The 15,156-nt window shown below is 62.8% G+C and carries 12 protein-coding genes and 2 tRNA genes; 6 read left to right on the top strand and 8 right to left on the bottom strand.

Annotation, left to right across the window (positions count from 1 at the left end; translation table 11 throughout):
- The 3 genes from tuf to KGJ62_02995 form a co-directional block, all read right to left on the bottom strand.
- A partial coding sequence (gene tuf, locus KGJ62_02985) for an elongation factor Tu (protein MDE2125532.1) occupies positions 1–147 on the bottom strand: 147 nt, incomplete at its 3' end.
- A gap of 95 nt (positions 148–242) precedes the next feature.
- Positions 243–314 (bottom strand) — tRNA-Thr (locus KGJ62_02990).
- A gap of 65 nt (positions 315–379) precedes the next feature.
- Positions 380–461: transfer RNA gene (locus KGJ62_02995), tRNA-Tyr, on the bottom strand.
- Between the two features lie 1,435 nt (positions 462–1,896).
- On the opposite strand from KGJ62_02995, the gene KGJ62_03000 reads away from it, so the two are divergent.
- On the top strand, positions 1,897–2,874 hold the full coding sequence (locus KGJ62_03000; GenBank protein MDE2125533.1) for a hypothetical protein: 978 nt from the start codon (positions 1,897–1,899) through the stop codon (positions 2,872–2,874).
- A 39-nt stretch (positions 2,875–2,913) separates the two neighbouring features.
- On the opposite strand, the gene KGJ62_03005 is transcribed toward KGJ62_03000, so the two are convergent.
- On the bottom strand, positions 2,914–3,249 hold the full coding sequence (locus KGJ62_03005; GenBank protein MDE2125534.1) for a hypothetical protein: 336 nt from the start codon (positions 3,247–3,249) through the stop codon (positions 2,914–2,916).
- A 321-nt stretch (positions 3,250–3,570) separates the two neighbouring features.
- Between KGJ62_03005 and KGJ62_03010 the strand changes: the two genes are divergently transcribed.
- The 5 genes from KGJ62_03010 (at position 3,571) to KGJ62_03030 (ending at position 8,651) form a co-directional block, all read left to right on the top strand.
- Complete coding sequence (locus KGJ62_03010) at positions 3,571–4,389, top strand: hypothetical protein (GenBank protein ID MDE2125535.1); 819 nt, start codon at positions 3,571–3,573, stop codon at positions 4,387–4,389.
- A 299-nt stretch (positions 4,390–4,688) separates the two neighbouring features.
- Positions 4,689–5,879: a D-galactonate dehydratase family protein gene (locus KGJ62_03015; protein ID MDE2125536.1), complete on the top strand. Its 1,191-nt coding sequence runs from the start codon at positions 4,689–4,691 to the stop codon at positions 5,877–5,879.
- A 15-nt stretch (positions 5,880–5,894) separates the two neighbouring features.
- Positions 5,895–6,884, top strand: a complete 990-nt coding sequence (locus KGJ62_03020) for a hypothetical protein (protein MDE2125537.1) — start codon at positions 5,895–5,897, stop codon at positions 6,882–6,884.
- A gap of 11 nt (positions 6,885–6,895) precedes the next feature.
- The gene (locus KGJ62_03025) at positions 6,896–7,645 is read left to right on the top strand and encodes a 3-oxoacyl-ACP reductase FabG (GenBank protein MDE2125538.1); all 750 of its coding nucleotides are present in this window, start codon (positions 6,896–6,898) and stop codon (positions 7,643–7,645) included.
- Positions 7,646–7,685: 40 nt separating this feature from the next.
- Positions 7,686–8,651, top strand: a complete 966-nt coding sequence (locus KGJ62_03030; protein MDE2125539.1) for a quinone oxidoreductase — start codon at positions 7,686–7,688, stop codon at positions 8,649–8,651.
- Positions 8,652–8,655: 4 nt separating this feature from the next.
- Here KGJ62_03030 and KGJ62_03035 read toward each other — a convergent pair whose 3' ends face one another.
- The 4 genes from KGJ62_03035 to KGJ62_03050 all read right to left on the bottom strand — a co-directional run bounded on the left by KGJ62_03035 (position 8,656) and on the right by KGJ62_03050 (position 15,098).
- On the bottom strand, positions 8,656–10,677 hold the full coding sequence (locus KGJ62_03035; protein MDE2125540.1) for a glycoside hydrolase family 127 protein: 2,022 nt from the start codon (positions 10,675–10,677) through the stop codon (positions 8,656–8,658).
- Positions 10,678–12,241: 1,564 nt separating this feature from the next.
- Positions 12,242–13,180 (bottom strand): aldo/keto reductase, encoded by a 939-nt coding sequence (locus KGJ62_03040; protein MDE2125541.1) that lies wholly within the window; start codon positions 13,178–13,180, stop codon positions 12,242–12,244.
- Positions 13,177–14,361 (bottom strand): LL-diaminopimelate aminotransferase, encoded by a 1,185-nt coding sequence (locus KGJ62_03045; protein ID MDE2125542.1) that lies wholly within the window; start codon positions 14,359–14,361, stop codon positions 13,177–13,179. Before KGJ62_03045 ends, KGJ62_03040 begins: the two co-directional genes overlap by 4 nt.
- Positions 14,362–14,375: 14 nt before the next feature.
- Positions 14,376–15,098: a phytanoyl-CoA dioxygenase family protein gene (locus KGJ62_03050; protein ID MDE2125543.1), complete on the bottom strand. Its 723-nt coding sequence runs from the start codon at positions 15,096–15,098 to the stop codon at positions 14,376–14,378.
- Between the last annotated feature and the right edge of the window lie 58 nt (positions 15,099–15,156).

Consider the following 15,156-nt stretch of genomic DNA (forward strand, 5'->3'; position numbering starts at 1 on the left):
CTCATCATACTTCAGCGCCTTGCTGCCGTTATACTCAGCCAGCACACGCGTCATGGCGGCCGTCAGCGTGGTCTTGCCATGATCCACGTGGCCGATCGTGCCGATGTTCACATGCGGCTTGGTTCGCTCAAACTTCTGCTTGCCCATTGATTACACTCTTCCTTGCACGCCGGGAGGCTTCAGCAACTGCGCGCCATTGCCGCCTGCACCGGGTCACTCCGCATAGAATGGTCTTCGAACGGAGCCCACACTGGGAATCGGACCCAGGACCTCTTCTTTACCAAAGAAGTGCTCTGCCACTGAGCTATGTGGGCGCTGCACGCTGCCCACACGCGCGTTGCAGCCCCGTAAAACTCGCCGGCGGCCGTGCCATGCAGAATGGGGAGAAGAGGATTCGAACCTCTGAAGCATTCCGCAACTGATTTACAGTCAGTCCCCTTTGGCCACTCGGGTATCTCCCCAGGGCGCTGCAGCCATCGCGCGGCAACTATTTGTGGTGTACACAAACAGATACTCGGCGGAAATCGCGCTTCCACCGAGTAACGCTGCAGATTATAACACAGCCCGACGCGCCAAGTCAAGGTGCAGCTATAGGTGCAAACCACCCGTACCAGCACGGCCGCGCGAACCAATCCCTTGCAGGAGTTGCAAACCAACAACCCTCGCCGCCGGCGACCCAATCGTATAGCTGGGAACATAGGTAACAAGCTGTCTGTATTGCTTGTGCAACGTGCTTGTGGAAGATGCCTGCCGCGAGCCAGAGTTATCAGGCGACGCAGGTAGGAGGCAGCCCAGCTGCGCCGACACCGTAGGCAGTCGGGCGCGGCGAATGCCCGGCTTCGCAGGGACGCGCCTCCGGCAGGCCGGCGCGACATGTGATAGAACGTATCTAAGCGGCACAAATGGAAATCGGTTTAGAAGGAAGAAGGCGCTGTGACATGATGTCCACCAGCAAGCGAGCAGTCAGTTTGTCTCTCTCTCTCTCTCTGAGCCACGCGGCTCTTCCAGCGGGCGCATTCCGGCATTTTGCCTTGCAATTCTCCTGGTCGGCCTGACGACGGCAGCGCCCATCTCCAGTGCGCAAACGAGCGGCGCTGCTCCAAAGCTCGTCTCTTCCGGCTGGTGCCGCCTCGCGGACCTGCCGCCGGCGTTTCCCGGTAGCGGCGGCACCGGCGCGGCGCCGATAGTCACCGCCCCCTGCTCCGCCGGCACGCCAACCGGACCGGCCGTGCCGCAGGTGTTCAGCCCAGTCACGAACATCCCATCGCCAGAGCCTTCGGAAACCATCAGCATCCTGGGCGACCTGGGCGGGAATGCCGGCTACCCGCCGGACACCGAAGGCGCTGTTGGCAAGAGTTACATCGTTACCGGGCTGAACTATCTCGTCGTCGTAACCGACCGCGCCGGTAAGCTGATCAGTGATCCCGATCTGAATTCGTTCTGGCACGCGGTCACCGGACTGACTTTCAACTTTGTGACGGACCCTCACTTTCTGTACGATCCGTATACGGACCGGTATATCGCCACGGCAATAGCGAACACCGATACCGGTGACCAGGCGAACGCGATGGTACTTATCGCGGTGACGCAGAGTGACGATCCCACGCAGTTCTGGAACGGATGCGCCTACCGTGACGACCTCACCGGAGGCGTCTGGTATGACTGTCCAAGCAGAGGCTTAAGTGCCTCGTGGGTCGGCATTGGGTTAAACGTCGCCCCGGTCGGAGGTGAGAGCTTTAGGAATTCGCCGGCGAATGCTCCGACCCAGGCCGGCGTCCGGAGGTGGCAGCTTTCGACGACTGGCACGGTACAGCAGACCGGCATTCTGCTGGACCCCAACGGCGCCATCTCCTACGCGTATGGCGGTCTTGCGGCAAACGTCAATAATGAAAGGCGGTGCTCTTTCATGTCACCACCGGTGGCGCCTATATGCCGCTCCACATGTTCGCTGGCTGCCTGGGTCCGAACGACCCGCTCAGTGACGGCGGCAAACCGCCAGCCGGCCTGCTGGACGTGAGTGGCACGGTATACGGCGAGACCTACCAGGGCGGAGGTTGTGACCTTGGCATGATCTATTCACTCGACCTCTCGAAGTCCGTCTATAACCCTCCGTTGTATTCGTTCTCCGGGTTCAATGCGAACAACCCGGGTGCCAGCGACGGCTCGTCGCCGTATGCCACGCTTGTAGAGGATTCCAACGGCCTGCTCTTTGGGACGCCGGCGGTCTGGTCTACTCCATCCAGAATACGGGCGCATGGATCAACTATCTTTACTCGTTCTCGTACTGACGGAGCGCCGTCCGCCTGCGCAAAGGGGTCTCTCATGGTTTCACCGCGATCTCGTTTCGGGCTTAGCCGGAGATTCGGCATGCTTGTGGTGGCGTTAGTCGCCGCCGGCGCCGTTTGCGGCTGCGGCGGTAATGGCGTAAACGGCGCGCCGAAGTCCAGCCCAGCGGTAAGCTCGGCGCCACGCTCCGCCGGCGGCCTGGATTTCACGGCTTCGGCGGACCACGGCGTGTACGCCAGAACGGCTCCGATCGTGTTGACGTATTCGATAACCAATCCGACCGGCACCGAGCCCACGGTAACGACTGTATCCGGTGGTTGGTTCCTTGCCGACGCGTCCAATGCGTCGCAAACCGTGCACCTCTTCGTTCAAGTTGGGCCCGGAGGAGTCGGAAGCGGCGCCAAGGGAAACATCTTCCGGATTTATAATAACGAAACCGTCTCCTACCCGGAACCGACTTCCGCCCTCCCTCCGGGCCGGTGGCAGATCACCTGCTGGCTGAATGGCTCGATCGGAGGCGTTTTCGATGGCCAGCAGCCGCCTTACGCGTACGCAACCAACCCCGTCACGGTAACCGTGCTGCGGTAAGCGGCCCGGCATGGGCGGGGCCCGGCTCGCTCCGCCTTATCACAAGTTTTGCGCGGCTGGCGGTGCTGCCTTCCGGCTGCAGGCGCGACAGTGCCGCAAGCAGCTTCTTGAGAGCCCGGCTGTGGCGCCACGGCGCTGAGCACACAACAGTGCGCAGATGGCCTCACGCGTGCGATGTGGACCCGACCCGGGAACGTCGGAACGCTGAGCCAGGCATGCGAAGCCATCCGCAGCAAAGCGTGAAGCCCATTTGTAGCCCGCGGACCGGCGTGTACCGAACGGTTCGCACAACTCCGCGAACCCATGCAGGCCGCAATGTGCTTTCACAACGAATGGGCGCCCCTCATCCATTGAACCAATCTCTTTCATAGTCATGGCGAAGGCTTCTCATCACGCCTGCCCAGGCGCCGGAAACTGGTACCGGTTCGTCGCAGCCGGTTAGGCATACAAGGCTTCCGGTATGTACCGCTCACCAAACATCAACTCACCGGACGCGCCGTGAACTCCACCAGCGCCGACGCCGAACCGGGGCAAATTGCCCGGCGCCGGCCCGATCGCACCGGGCACACTATTGGCAGCAAGCCGACGGCGTTTGCGAGCCTTGATGCCGGCGACGCCTTCAGGCTTGCCATCGCGCTACAGCCGCTCTAACCCGCGGGCGGTTCCTTTGCCGAAGTGCGCCACAGCAGGAGATGGATGATGGTACGGAAATCCTGGGTATCCAGCGCGGTAGCGGCCGTGGTATTGCTGCTGTCTTCAATTGCCGCACAGAGTCAGGCGCCTGTGTCCGCACCAGGCACGCTGATCAACACACAACTGCTCCAGCTTACCAACCAGATCCGACGCCAGCACGACCTGGCGCCATTTACCGAAAACGCCCAGCTGGATGAAGCTGCGGCCCAACAGGCCGCGGACATGGCCCGCCGCGACACCTGCAGCCATCTCAATGCGCAGGGGCAATACCTGGCGGCCCGGCTTTCGCTGGCCGGTTACACCAATTTCACCACGGCCGCAGAGGATGTTGCTGCCGGACAGCCATCACCGTCCTCCGTTCTGGATGCATGGCTTGCCAGTCCGCCGCACCGAATGGCGCTTTTGAACCCGGCCTATACCGAAATCGGACTTGGCTTCGCGTTGAACCACTCCGGGGTTTATCAGTACTACTGGGTTGAGGAGTTCGGTCACCGCCCTCACTCCGCGATCGCCTCCGCGATTCCATTTTCATCGCCGCCATCCGGAGCGCATTTCCAACTGGTCTCCACCGAACAGCAGCAGGCGCCGGCCCCACCGCCGACCAACGCCGTGAACATCAGCCTGGCTCCCGGCGCGTCCTCTGTTGGGGTTGAGTTGCGGATGAGCGATGACGGGCAGCACTGGTCAGAGTGGAAACCCGCGGACGCCAGCCTGCTCTGGAAGCCAACAGCCGCGTCCAGAACGCACACCATCTTTCTCCAGGTGAGGGCTGCCGGCGCTGTCCAGTCCGCCTCGGTGACCATTCGTCAGCCTGTGCCGTAATTGCCACGGCGATGAGCCGCAGGTCGTCATCGGTTGTTCGGCCGTTCCTGGCGCCGGCAGTCTGCGACAAGCCGCGCAGCCTGGGCTGCAGTCCAGGCTGCGTTTAGCACCCGTATCGTTCCGCAAATCGCCGTACTGCGCGCACGCGGCGTTCTCATCTTCCCTTCGAGTTGGATGTTTCTGCTTTGCCACTCCACGGAAACGGGCATCGGTTGCGGTGTGCTCGGCCATAATACGGTGTACGTTTTCCGAAGTCGCGACCCGACCGGCACGTGGCTCCGCAAAGGCGAATGGCCAACATGAAGATCACCGATGTCCGGGTAATCCTGACGGCTCCCGGACGGAACTACCTCTTTGTAAAGATCGTCACCGATTCCCCGGGGTTGTGGGGCATCGGTGAAGCTACCATCAACGGCAGCGAAACGATCGTCGCCGAAGCTCTCACCCACATCGCGCAACTCCTGATTGGGCGTGATCCCCAGCAGATCGAGGACCTGTGGCAACTGATCTACCGCCAGGGTTACTGGCGCGGCGGTCCCATATTCATAACGGCGCTGGCCGGCCTTGATATGGCGCTTTGGGATATCAAAGGCAAGCAGGCAGGGCTGCCGGTATACCAATTGCTTGGAGGCAGGTGCCGCGATGCCGTTACCTGTTACAGCCATGCCTTCGGGCGGGATGCGCACGAGACGGAACAGAGTGTACGCGCCCTTATGGAGCAGGGCTTCCGTGTGATTCGGGCACAGGTTGGCCCGTACGGCGGCGATGGCTGCATCCGTCAGGATCCACCCATTACCCCCGGCACCCCGGCAACCACCATCTACGATTCGACCCGCTATCTCCTCTCTGTTCCGAGGCTGTTCGAGCATCTTCGCAGCACGCTCGGTATGGAAGTGGAGCTGTTTCACGATGTGCACGAGCAGCTGCACCCGATCGAGGCCGTACGGCTGGTCAAGGAGCTTGAGCCGTACCGGCTGTTCTTCCTCGAGGACCCCCTGATGCCCGAGCATCGCGAGAGCTGGCCGATGCTGCGCGCGGCGTCCGCCACGCCGCTGGCGATTGGTGAGATCTTCAGCTCGAGATGGGACTGTATACCCCTGTTCACGAACGGCTGGATCGACTTTCTGCGTACGCCGCCGCTCCACATCGGTGGCATCACGGAAGCGCGCAAGGTGATGGCGATCGGCGAGCCGTTCAATGTGCGGAGCGCCTTCCATGGCGCGGCGGACATCGGGCCGGTGGCACAGGCTGCGTCCGTGGCCGTCGGTATCTCCATCTCCAACTTCGGCGTGCAGGAGTGGACACGCTATCCGGATGCGCTCCACGAGGTAGTCTCCGGCGTGTGCCAAATGGAGCGTGGGAACCTGCATCCCAACGAGGCGCCGGGATTCGGCATCGAGATCGACGAGGAGAAGGCTGGGCAGCATCCGTATCAGCGGTCGTTTATGCCTATCGTGCGTCGTGCAGACGGTTCGATGCATGTCTACTGACGGAGTGGCCAGGCAATGATACGCACGGCTGCGTTCGTCTGGATGATTCTTCTTGCCGCAGCCGGCTCCGTGTTGGCTGTGGCAGCGCCATTTGCCACCATGACCCAGCTGGTGGCCGCAGCGGCCGTGTGGGTCGCATTCGTGGGCATGTGGGCGCTGAGCCGCAGCCGGCCCCGACCGACCGTCACCGCGGCCACCGAAACGGAAGTGCCGCCTGTCGATGCTGAGGTGCGCGAGCCGGAGCTCGCCGGCGGACCGCCACGGCCCGTTTCATCGCGCTTCTGGCCGGCTGTGGTTACGCTGAAGCTCCGCGCGCTCCTCTATCTGGGCACGATCCTCTGGATCTGGCTTGCTGTGCAGGATGTTACCGCCCTGGACGCATTGAGGCGGACGGGGCAGGGCGCCACGGCAACGATCATCGGCCGCGCCGTTCGCGCGTCACAGGCATTCCAGGCGAAGTACTACTTCGCGTACGCCGTTGGCAGCCACATCTACCGCGACTCTCGACGTACCACATGGCGCCTCTACCCACGGTATCCCACCGGGCGTCTGATTCGAATTACCTACCTTCCGTCCCACCCGGTTGTATTTCGCATCGGTACGGTCGGCGTCTCGCGAGAACTGCGCGAGCTTTGCGCATGGCTGATCACAGGTTTGGCGCCGCTGGCGCTGCTGTGGGCAGCATCCGCATCACGCTCTGCCCGCGCGGCATTCGAGCGCAAGCTGGTCGGCAAGGGTCGCGCGGTGCCGGCCGAGGTTCGTTTCGATCGCGGCGTGCTTACAGCCGCCTTTCGCGACCAGGGGGCCCTCTGGCGCCTGACGTATCCGGGCGCCGGCACTCGCCGCTCCAGAAATCGACATAACCAGGAGACGGTTCTCGTGCTGGATGCAGCTCTCGGCGAATGTCTGCCGGCCCCATCACTGCGCTACGTGCGCGCGCAGTATTTACCGGCTCGCCTCAGCATGGTGGAGTCGCCACCGAAGTCGCGACTCCGTTCCCACTGATAGCAACACGAATGTCAACAATGCCACTGGTTGGAAAGGTCGCTCTGGTTACAGGCGCTTCGCGCGGGATCGGCGCGGCAATAGCCCGGCGCCTTGCTCACGATGGCGCTGCCGTGGCCGTCCATTGCCGCGAACGCCGCTCCGCCGCCGACGCCGTTGCAGCGGAAATCGTTTCGGCGGGCGGCATTGCTGCTGTGTTCATGGCCGACCTATCCGATGTGCGCACCATCCCGGTTCTCGTGGATTCCGTGCTTCAGAAGTTCGGTCACATCGACGTTCTGGTGAATAACGCAGGCGTGGCGTTTACAACCGACCTGAACTCTGACCAGGGCGCGCAGTTTGAAACCCTGTTCGGTTTGAACGTGCGCGCCGTCGCTCTCGTCACGCAAGCCGTGCTCCGGCAGATGGGCGAGAGCGGTGGCTGTATCATCAACCTTTCGTCCGGAGCTGCGACGGCGTGCCCGGCCGGATTGTCGCTCTACAGCGCTACAAAAGCCGCCGTCGAAGTCCTGACTCGCACCTGGGCCCAAGAGTTGGGTCGCCGTGGTATTCGCGTTAACGCCGTTGCGCCCGGCCTCACCGAGTCGGAGATGCTGCAAGGTCTGGCGCCGCCGGATGTCATCCAGAAGTTGGCGTCGCACACGCCACTCGGGCGGCTCGGCCAGCCGGAGGATATCGCCCGGGTCGTGGCGTTTCTTGCATCACCGGACGCCGCATGGATCACGGGCCAGGTTGTGGGCGCAAACGGCGGATTCCGCTGAGAGTCGCGATGCTTGCGCCCGGGTAAGGAGGTCGGTCGCTATGCAGCGAGTTATCGCTCGAGAGTATGGTGGTCCGGAGGTGCTGCGGCTAGAGGCATCGCCGGATACGGCGCCCGCAGCCGGTGAGGCAGCCGTCGAGATGCACTTCGCCGGCATTAACTTCATCGATATCTACCGCCGTCGTGGCGGCGTCGAATTGCCGCTCGTACCGGGCTTCGAAGGCAGCGGCGTCGTCGCACAGCTGGGCGAGGGGGTCGCGGGACTAGCCGTTGGCGATCGTGTTTGCTTTACCGGCGTTCCCGGAGCATACAGTACACGGGTTATCGCGCCTGCCAGCAGGCTCATGCAGATACCGTCCGAGATGGGGTTCGATGTGGCAGCCGCGTGGCCACTTCAGGGGATGACCGCTCATTACCTGCTCCACGAATACCGGCTGGTTGGCCCCGGTGTTACCGTCCTGATCCACGCAGCGGCCGGAGGCATGGGCCTGTTGCTGTGCGCGTGGGCGGCGCATCTTGGCGCCACCGTCATTGGTACGGTGTCAACCAGCGAGAAAGCGCATGCTGCTGCCGCGGCCGGCGCCCATCACACGATCCTTTACACAACCAGCGACTTTGTTGAGGAAGTGCACAGGCTCACAAACGGACGGGGCGCGGACCTCATCATCGACGGTGTTGGGAATCCCACTGGAGCAAAGGACCTCGCAGCGCTGGCGGATCGTGGCACGGTCGTGTTCTACGGGTCAGCCGGCGGAGCAATGGATCCTATAGTCCCGACAGAGCTTCTCCCGCGGTGTCTGCGGATCGCCGGAGGCAACCTCGCTCAGTACACAGCAGACCGCAATGAAGCCCACCGTCGCGCAAGCGCAGTGCTCGCCGGCATAGCAGAAGGTTGGCTGCAGCCGAGGATCGGCCGCATCTACGCACTGGCAGACGCGGCGACGGCGCATGCCGACCTGGAGTCGCGCCGTTCCATCGGCAAGCTTCTGCTCCAGATGCCGGCGTAGTCGCTCACTCTTTGCGCGTCGTGGGAAACACCGATACGCGCAGTCGCGCACATCCCATCGGCACCAGCGTCAGCCGCTGCACGGCTGTGTCGGTGGTGACCGGGCTCGCCGGAAGTCGACCTATGAGGCCGTTCGATTCCAGTCGCCAATCCGATATCTGCTGACCGGAAGCGCGGATCATGACCGGAGCGTCGGCACGTGCAAAGGGCTGCGAACCGGCCGGAATGGTCCGCCGGATCACCTGGAACTGCTGTCGATTTGGCGGCAGCAGCCCATAGTTCCAGGCGGTCTCCGGCAGCACGTTGTAAGCCGTCCACGGCGCACTGCCGTATGGCTGCCACTTCTCGCCGACCTCGAGCGAGAACGCGAGCGGACCGCGGTAGACCGATACGGCGTTGTGCTGCGTCGGCCATGACTTGACGCGGACCGGCATCGGCATACGTACGCCGACGCGATCGCCGTTTCGCCACGTCCTGTCAACACGCACCCACCCGTGCGATCCGGCCGGCAGTGGCCGGCGTCTGCCGTTGATTGAAATCGACATCCCGTGCGCCCAGCCGGGAATCCGCAACACCAGGTCGAAGCGCACCGCACGCGTTGTACCGATCTTGAGCGCCACCGAACTTCGGAACGGATAGTCGGTGGTTTCGTCGATCGTCACCGCGTCGCCATTGCCAACGCGCGCCGTCACCGAACTGGGGGCGTACAGCACAGCCGCCAGGCCGTTATCGCCCGTGGCTGCCCAGAGCGAATCGGCGAAATAGGGCCACCCAAACGAGACGTTGTGCTGGCAGCATCGGTACTCGTACGGATTGTACGACAGCATGTCGCCGCCGTTTTGCAGCATCGGCGACTTGCTGCGCTCGTCCAGCAGCACCATGTTGGGCGCCGTCAGGTAGTGCAGGCCCTTCAAGTCGGCCGTCATGGAGGCCGGCAGCGAGTTGAATGCCACGGTTTCGCAGCGGTCGGCCCACGTTGCGTCACCGGTAATGCGGGTCAGCAGCTCATCACTGTGCATATACTCCACCATGGCGCAGGTCTCGGATGCCTGTCGTGCGCCGGTGTAGCCGGGACGGCAGTTCTCGTCGGCTGCAAACATCCCGCCGGGAACTTCGCCGTACGTATCCATCACCTTCCGGTAGTCTGCCTCGGTGGCGTGCAGAAACCGGTTGTCGCCGGCCTGCTGCCAGTATTCGGCCGGCTCTCTAAACCCCTCGGTAATATTCACTCCATGCCAGGTCGGTATCCCGTCGGTCCAGTCATCCGTACAGGCATGGCAGCGTGCCGCCAGCTTCAGCAAAAAAGGATCACCGGTATGGTTGTAGAGCCAATAGATCGAGTCCAGGTTGTCGCCGCCGCGCTGCTTCTGCCAGCTTTCCGGCAAATACCGGCCGTGCGGCAGGTTCATCTGCCAGTGGAAATAGGCGGTCATCAGACGGAGCACGCGCGCATCGTGCGAGCCGTCGTAGTAGCTGCGCAGCGCATACATGGCCAGCATGTTCGGCCAGCAGTCGTCAGCCGCTCGATTTGCCACCGGTCCAAACCAACCATCGGGCTGCGCGCTGGCGATAATGCGGTGAATCCATCGATTGGTCTCGGCAATCAGGCGCGGGTCGTGCAGGGTCCATGCCAGGTCGGTAGCGCCACGCAGCCAGTAAGGCAGCTCCTCCCAGCCGTTGTCGCCCGTACCATTTGCACTGGCCCATGCGCTGGTCTTGAAGTTCAGCCATGGGCTGATCTGGTCAAGGTGACCGATGAAGCCGTTCGCCTCCATCTCGAGCTGCGTATGAAGCCATCCCTCGGCCCGCACGCTGCCCGTTGGCAATGCAACCAGGGGCGAACTGCGCAGAGGCGCACGGTTTCCGGCGTAGTACCGGTTGTGGCCGCCCGGCAGCACCGTCGCCACATGCACATCCGTGTTTTGAGCCCTCCCGGCCGCAAGGCAGGCCGCCACAGAAAGCGAGAGCACGAGCGTCGGCAGCACCAGCCGACGTGTCCGCATCATGGGCCGTAAGATCTGTTTCATCGTAAATGTCCCATCGAACGGGCGCGCGCCCGCCGCACAATGGCAGTCTGCACCACGCTGTTCCGCATGCCGGCGGCCGATTCCTTATCCGTGCGGATGCGCTGACAAGCCGCCGCAGGCCGGATCGGCTATTCCGGCAGTCGGAAACACTTTATCACACCTGGGAGTAACCACAGTAACCCCAGCTCCGGGCATCTGGCCTACAGATCTCAACGGATCCATCTGTAAGACCGCAGTGTGCGACAGCGGGCTTCGCGGGCCGGATGCTAAGCAGTAAGTCCCATCGCCCGTCGCACGACGAAGCCTCCGCTCGGATCACGTACCCAGCGCTGGTGACCTCGAATGAGACTTATGCCGTAGCCGGCTCCTGCGCCTGGCGCACAGCCGGACAACGCTGCTCCGCTTGCCGGCCACGCGTGCGCGAACCTATACGTCCTATATGTCGCATTGGTCCCATGTGGTGGGCGCGTACCCCAGCGCCAAACGCTTGCTGAAATGCGGCCAATGAGACTTATGCCGTAGCCGGCTCCTGCGCCTGGCGCACAGCCGAGTGCCGCCGCTCCGCTTGCCGGCCACGCCTGCGCGAACCTATATGTCCTAATATGTCGCATTGGTCCCATGTGGTGCGCGCCTACCCCAGCGCCAAACGCGATGGCAGCGCGGAACGCTTGCTGAAATGCAACCAATGAGACTTATGCCGTAGCCGGCTCCTAGGCCCGGCGCACAGCCGAGTGCCGCTGCTCCGCTTGCCGGCCACGCCTGCGCGAACCTATATGTCCTATATGTCGCATTGGTCCCATGTGGTGCGCGCGTACCCCAGCGCCAAACGCGATGGCAGCGCCAGACGCTTGTTGAAATGCGACCCATGAGACTTATGCCGTAGCCGGAACCTAGGCCTGGCGCACAGCCGAGCGCCGCTGCTCCGCTTGCCGGCCACGTGTGCGCGAACCTATATGTCCTATATGTCGCATTGGTCCCATGTGGTGCGCACGTACCCCAGCGCCAAACGCGATGGCAGCGCGGGACGCTTACTTAAATGCGACCAATAGGACAGATGAGACATATGCGGTAGCCGGAATCTGCGCCTGGCGCACAGCCGAGTGCCGCTGCTCCGCTTGCCGGCCACGCGTGCGCGAACCTATATGTCCTATATGTCGCATTGGTCCCATGTGGTGCGCGCCTACCCCAGTCGAACGCGATGGCAGCGTCAAACGCTTGCTGAAAAGCGACCAATGAGACTTATGCCGTAGCCCACTCCTCGGCCCGGCGCACAGCCGAGCGCCGCTGCTCCGCTTGCTAGCCACTTGTGCGCGAACCTATATGTCCTATATGTCGCATTGGTCCCATGTGGTGCGCGCCTACCCCAGCGCCAAACGCGATGCCAGCGCGGAACGCCTGCTGAAATGCGACCAATGCGGCCAATGAGACTTATGCCGTAGCCGGAACCTGGGCCCGGCGCACAGCCGGACAACGCTACTCCGCTTGCCGGTCACGGGTGCCTGAGGCTATATGTCCCAGATACCGCATAGCTGCCATCTGGCTGGTGCATGCCGTATCGCCGCGCTCACCCCACTACCGGCCCAAAATACGTTGCTCTTGCCGTAGCCAGCTGCCGGCCGGTTGCCAACAGCGCGGCGCGTTCCACTCGGCTCAGTGGCCGGTAACTCCTGGCAACGGCGCATGCCGCCTGCACCTCTGCCACGCTGCTGAAACCCACAACGGCGCATGCCACACCGGTCAAGCCAAGGCTGTAGCGGATTGCCCTGGAGTGGTAGGCCGCGAGGCAGCCGGGGTGTTTGCCATCGTACTGCCAGCCAACCGCACCGCCCAGCACCTTCATCGCTACCACGCCGACTCCCGCCATGGTCGCTGCAGGCAGGGTCTCAACCTCAAACGGGTAGTTGGCGCAGTCAACGAAGTTCAGAGCGTTCATCACCACGTCGATTTCGCCCGTTTTGATCGCCTCTGGAAACCGCCATGGACGTGAATGGCCGCTGGCGCCGATGAAGCGAATCAAGCCGCGGCGCTTTGCTTCTCGCAAGCCGCCGAGTGCGCCGCCATCCGTGAACACATCCGCCATATTCCAATCGCCCAGGTTATGGATGTGAACCAGGTCCATGTGGTCGGCGCCCATCCGCTTGATGCTCTCCTCGATCTGAGCGACCACTCCGTCGCGGTCCGGCCGGTTCGGATTGACCTTCGTGACCAAAAAGACCTCATGCCGGCGTGTGGCAAGCACCGGCAGCAGTTTTGCTTCGGCATTGCCGTAATCCGGTGAGACGTCTACGTACGTGATACCAGCGTCCAGAGCGGCATGCACTACCGCTGCGGCATCCGCAAAGCTTGTGGGTCCGCCAAGCGGCGCACAGCCGATACCAAGCAGACTCACGCGCTCGCCGGTACGTCCCAAACGCCGCTGCGGCAGCGCCGGCCGCGCAGCCGATGCCGGGACTGCTGCGGCCGCGATGCTGCCCGCCAACACCTCGCGCCGGGTCAGCCTCATGCCGCTAGCCTCCGCAAAACCAGGTCGATTCGACGCACAGCCTCCGCCAGCCGCTCGCCGTCGCAGTCACCCATCACCGTCAACGAGATGCGAACATAGCCTTCGCCGGCAGTCCCATAACCGCTTCCGGGAATCACGTTGACAGCAGCCTCTTCCAGAAGCAGCCGGGCAAACTCGCGGCTGCTGTGGCGCGTGGGTATTCGCGCCCATACGTAGAAGGTGGCCTGCGGCGGCCGAACCGGCCATCCGATGGCGTTGAGGCCGTCGCACAAAACGTTGCGGCGGCGGCGGTAGAGTTCCAGCGTCGCGTCGTTCTCCACGTTCAGCAGGCCGTGTGCAGCTGCCTGGGAGATTGCGCCGAACTGGCGGCTGTCGATGTTACTCTTGAGCTTGTTCAGCGCTCCGATGGCATCGCGATTGCCGACTGCGAAGCCGATCCGCCAGCCGGTCATATTCAGCGTTTTGGAGAGCGAATGGAGCTCAATGGCGCAATCTCGGGCGCCTGGGCTTTGAAGAATCGAGGGCGGGCGGTAGCCGTCAAACGCTACGGCCGCGTACGCAGCGTCGTTCACTGCCAGTAGGTCGTACTCGCGCGCAAACGCCACAGCCTCGGCAAAAAACTCCGGCGTGGCCACTGCGCCCGTGGGGTTGTTCGGATAGTTGAGCCACAGTACGCGCGCTCGCTTTGCCACATCCGACGGAATGGCAGAAAGATCCGGCAGAAACCCGTTGGCCTCTGTCAGCGGCATGGAGAAACACTCGCCGCCGGCCAGAGCCGAATTGATGCCGTATACCGGATAGGCAGGGTCCGGTATCAGCGAAAGGTCGCCCGGGTCGATATACGCCCACGCGAGGTGCGCCAACCCCTCTTTGCTGCCGATCAGCAGCATCGCCTCGTCGACCGGGTCCAGCGTCACTCCGAACCTGCGCCTCATCCATTCCGTAGCTGCGTTGAGGAATGTGGCGCTTCCTGCGGGCGACTCATCGTACCGGTGCGTCTCGGGATTCTGGATCGCCTCGGACATAGCCGCAACCACGCCTTCCGGCGTGGGCTGGTCCGGATCGCCGATGCCAAGATCGATCACGTCTTTGCCATCGGCAAGCGCCTGCCGCTTCAGTGCGGATATCTCGGTGAACAGGTAGGGTGGGATTTGTGAGAGCCGTTTGGAGAGTGTCGGCACGTGTTGCTCCGGGTTCAGGCGATGCCTTTGAAGCGCGAGTCAGCCCATCGCGCAGCGTACTGCAGCTGCATCACGTAGCGTGTGCGATCCGAAAGGTTCGGCGCGCCGCGATGCCAGGCTTGATGGTTCGTAAAGTAGATATCACCGGCATCGCAGTACATAGCCTGAGCGCTCCGGCCGTCAAACTGCGGGTCTTCTTGCGTCACCGGATAGCGCCCGGAATAGTGGCTGCCGGGTACCCACTGCGTGGGCCCATGCTCCAATTCGTGGATGTCGCTAAGGGCCACCTGAACCGTAAACCAGAAAACGGGCATCCGGATGCGTGCGTCAAACCTCTCGATATCGTCGGGCAGCGGAAACTCCAGCGTGTCGTCCACATGCCAGACGCTGATCGCCTGGCCCGGTTCGTTCCGGATAACATTCAGGGCGTTGAAGCGCGGTTCGCTCCGTAAGACCGCCTTAGCCAGGCTATGGATCGGCTCACGCGTCACAGTCGCGGCGAATACAGGATCGGCTTCAGCGCCACGGCGCAGCACAAACGCGCCGTGTACGTATGAGACATGCTGCTGGGGAATCGACTCCCGGTGCTCAAACAGCCAATCCGTCTTGTCTCGCAGCTCTTGCACTTCGTCGGAGCTAAAAACCCCGGGTACCCGCACACTCCCCTCGCGGAAGAACTCATCCGCAATCTCCTGCACGCGTTCCTCGGTCATAGCCCGCTCTGCCGCGATGGTCATGCGATCATCCTCCTGCCTCTTGTTCGTCCACAGGTTTCATTCCACGCGCATGGTTTCC

Source organism: Armatimonadota bacterium (assembly GCA_028871815.1).
In the GTDB taxonomy this organism is placed as follows: domain Bacteria; phylum Armatimonadota; class Chthonomonadetes; order Chthonomonadales; family Chthonomonadaceae; genus REEB205.

What these genes read in the sequence shown, in the direction of transcription:
- KGJ62_03040 (MDE2125541.1), bottom strand. Translation starts at nt 13,180, where the DNA reads ATGAGGCTGACCCGGCGCGAGGTGTTGGCGGGCAGCATCGCGGCCGCA.
- KGJ62_03010 (MDE2125535.1), top strand. Translation starts at nt 3,571, where the DNA reads ATGATGGTACGGAAATCCTGGGTATCCAGCGCGGTAGCGGCCGTGGTA.
- KGJ62_03020 (MDE2125537.1), top strand. Translation starts at nt 5,895, where the DNA reads ATGATACGCACGGCTGCGTTCGTCTGGATGATTCTTCTTGCCGCAGCC.
- KGJ62_03025 (MDE2125538.1), top strand. Translation starts at nt 6,896, where the DNA reads ATGTCAACAATGCCACTGGTTGGAAAGGTCGCTCTGGTTACAGGCGCT.
- KGJ62_03050 (MDE2125543.1), bottom strand. Translation starts at nt 15,098, where the DNA reads ATGACCATCGCGGCAGAGCGGGCTATGACCGAGGAACGCGTGCAGGAG.
- KGJ62_03005 (MDE2125534.1), bottom strand. Translation starts at nt 3,249, where the DNA reads ATGACTATGAAAGAGATTGGTTCAATGGATGAGGGGCGCCCATTCGTT.
- KGJ62_03015 (MDE2125536.1), top strand. Translation starts at nt 4,689, where the DNA reads ATGAAGATCACCGATGTCCGGGTAATCCTGACGGCTCCCGGACGGAAC.
- KGJ62_03030 (MDE2125539.1), top strand. Translation starts at nt 7,686, where the DNA reads ATGCAGCGAGTTATCGCTCGAGAGTATGGTGGTCCGGAGGTGCTGCGG.
- KGJ62_03035 (MDE2125540.1), bottom strand. Translation starts at nt 10,677, where the DNA reads ATGAAACAGATCTTACGGCCCATGATGCGGACACGTCGGCTGGTGCTG.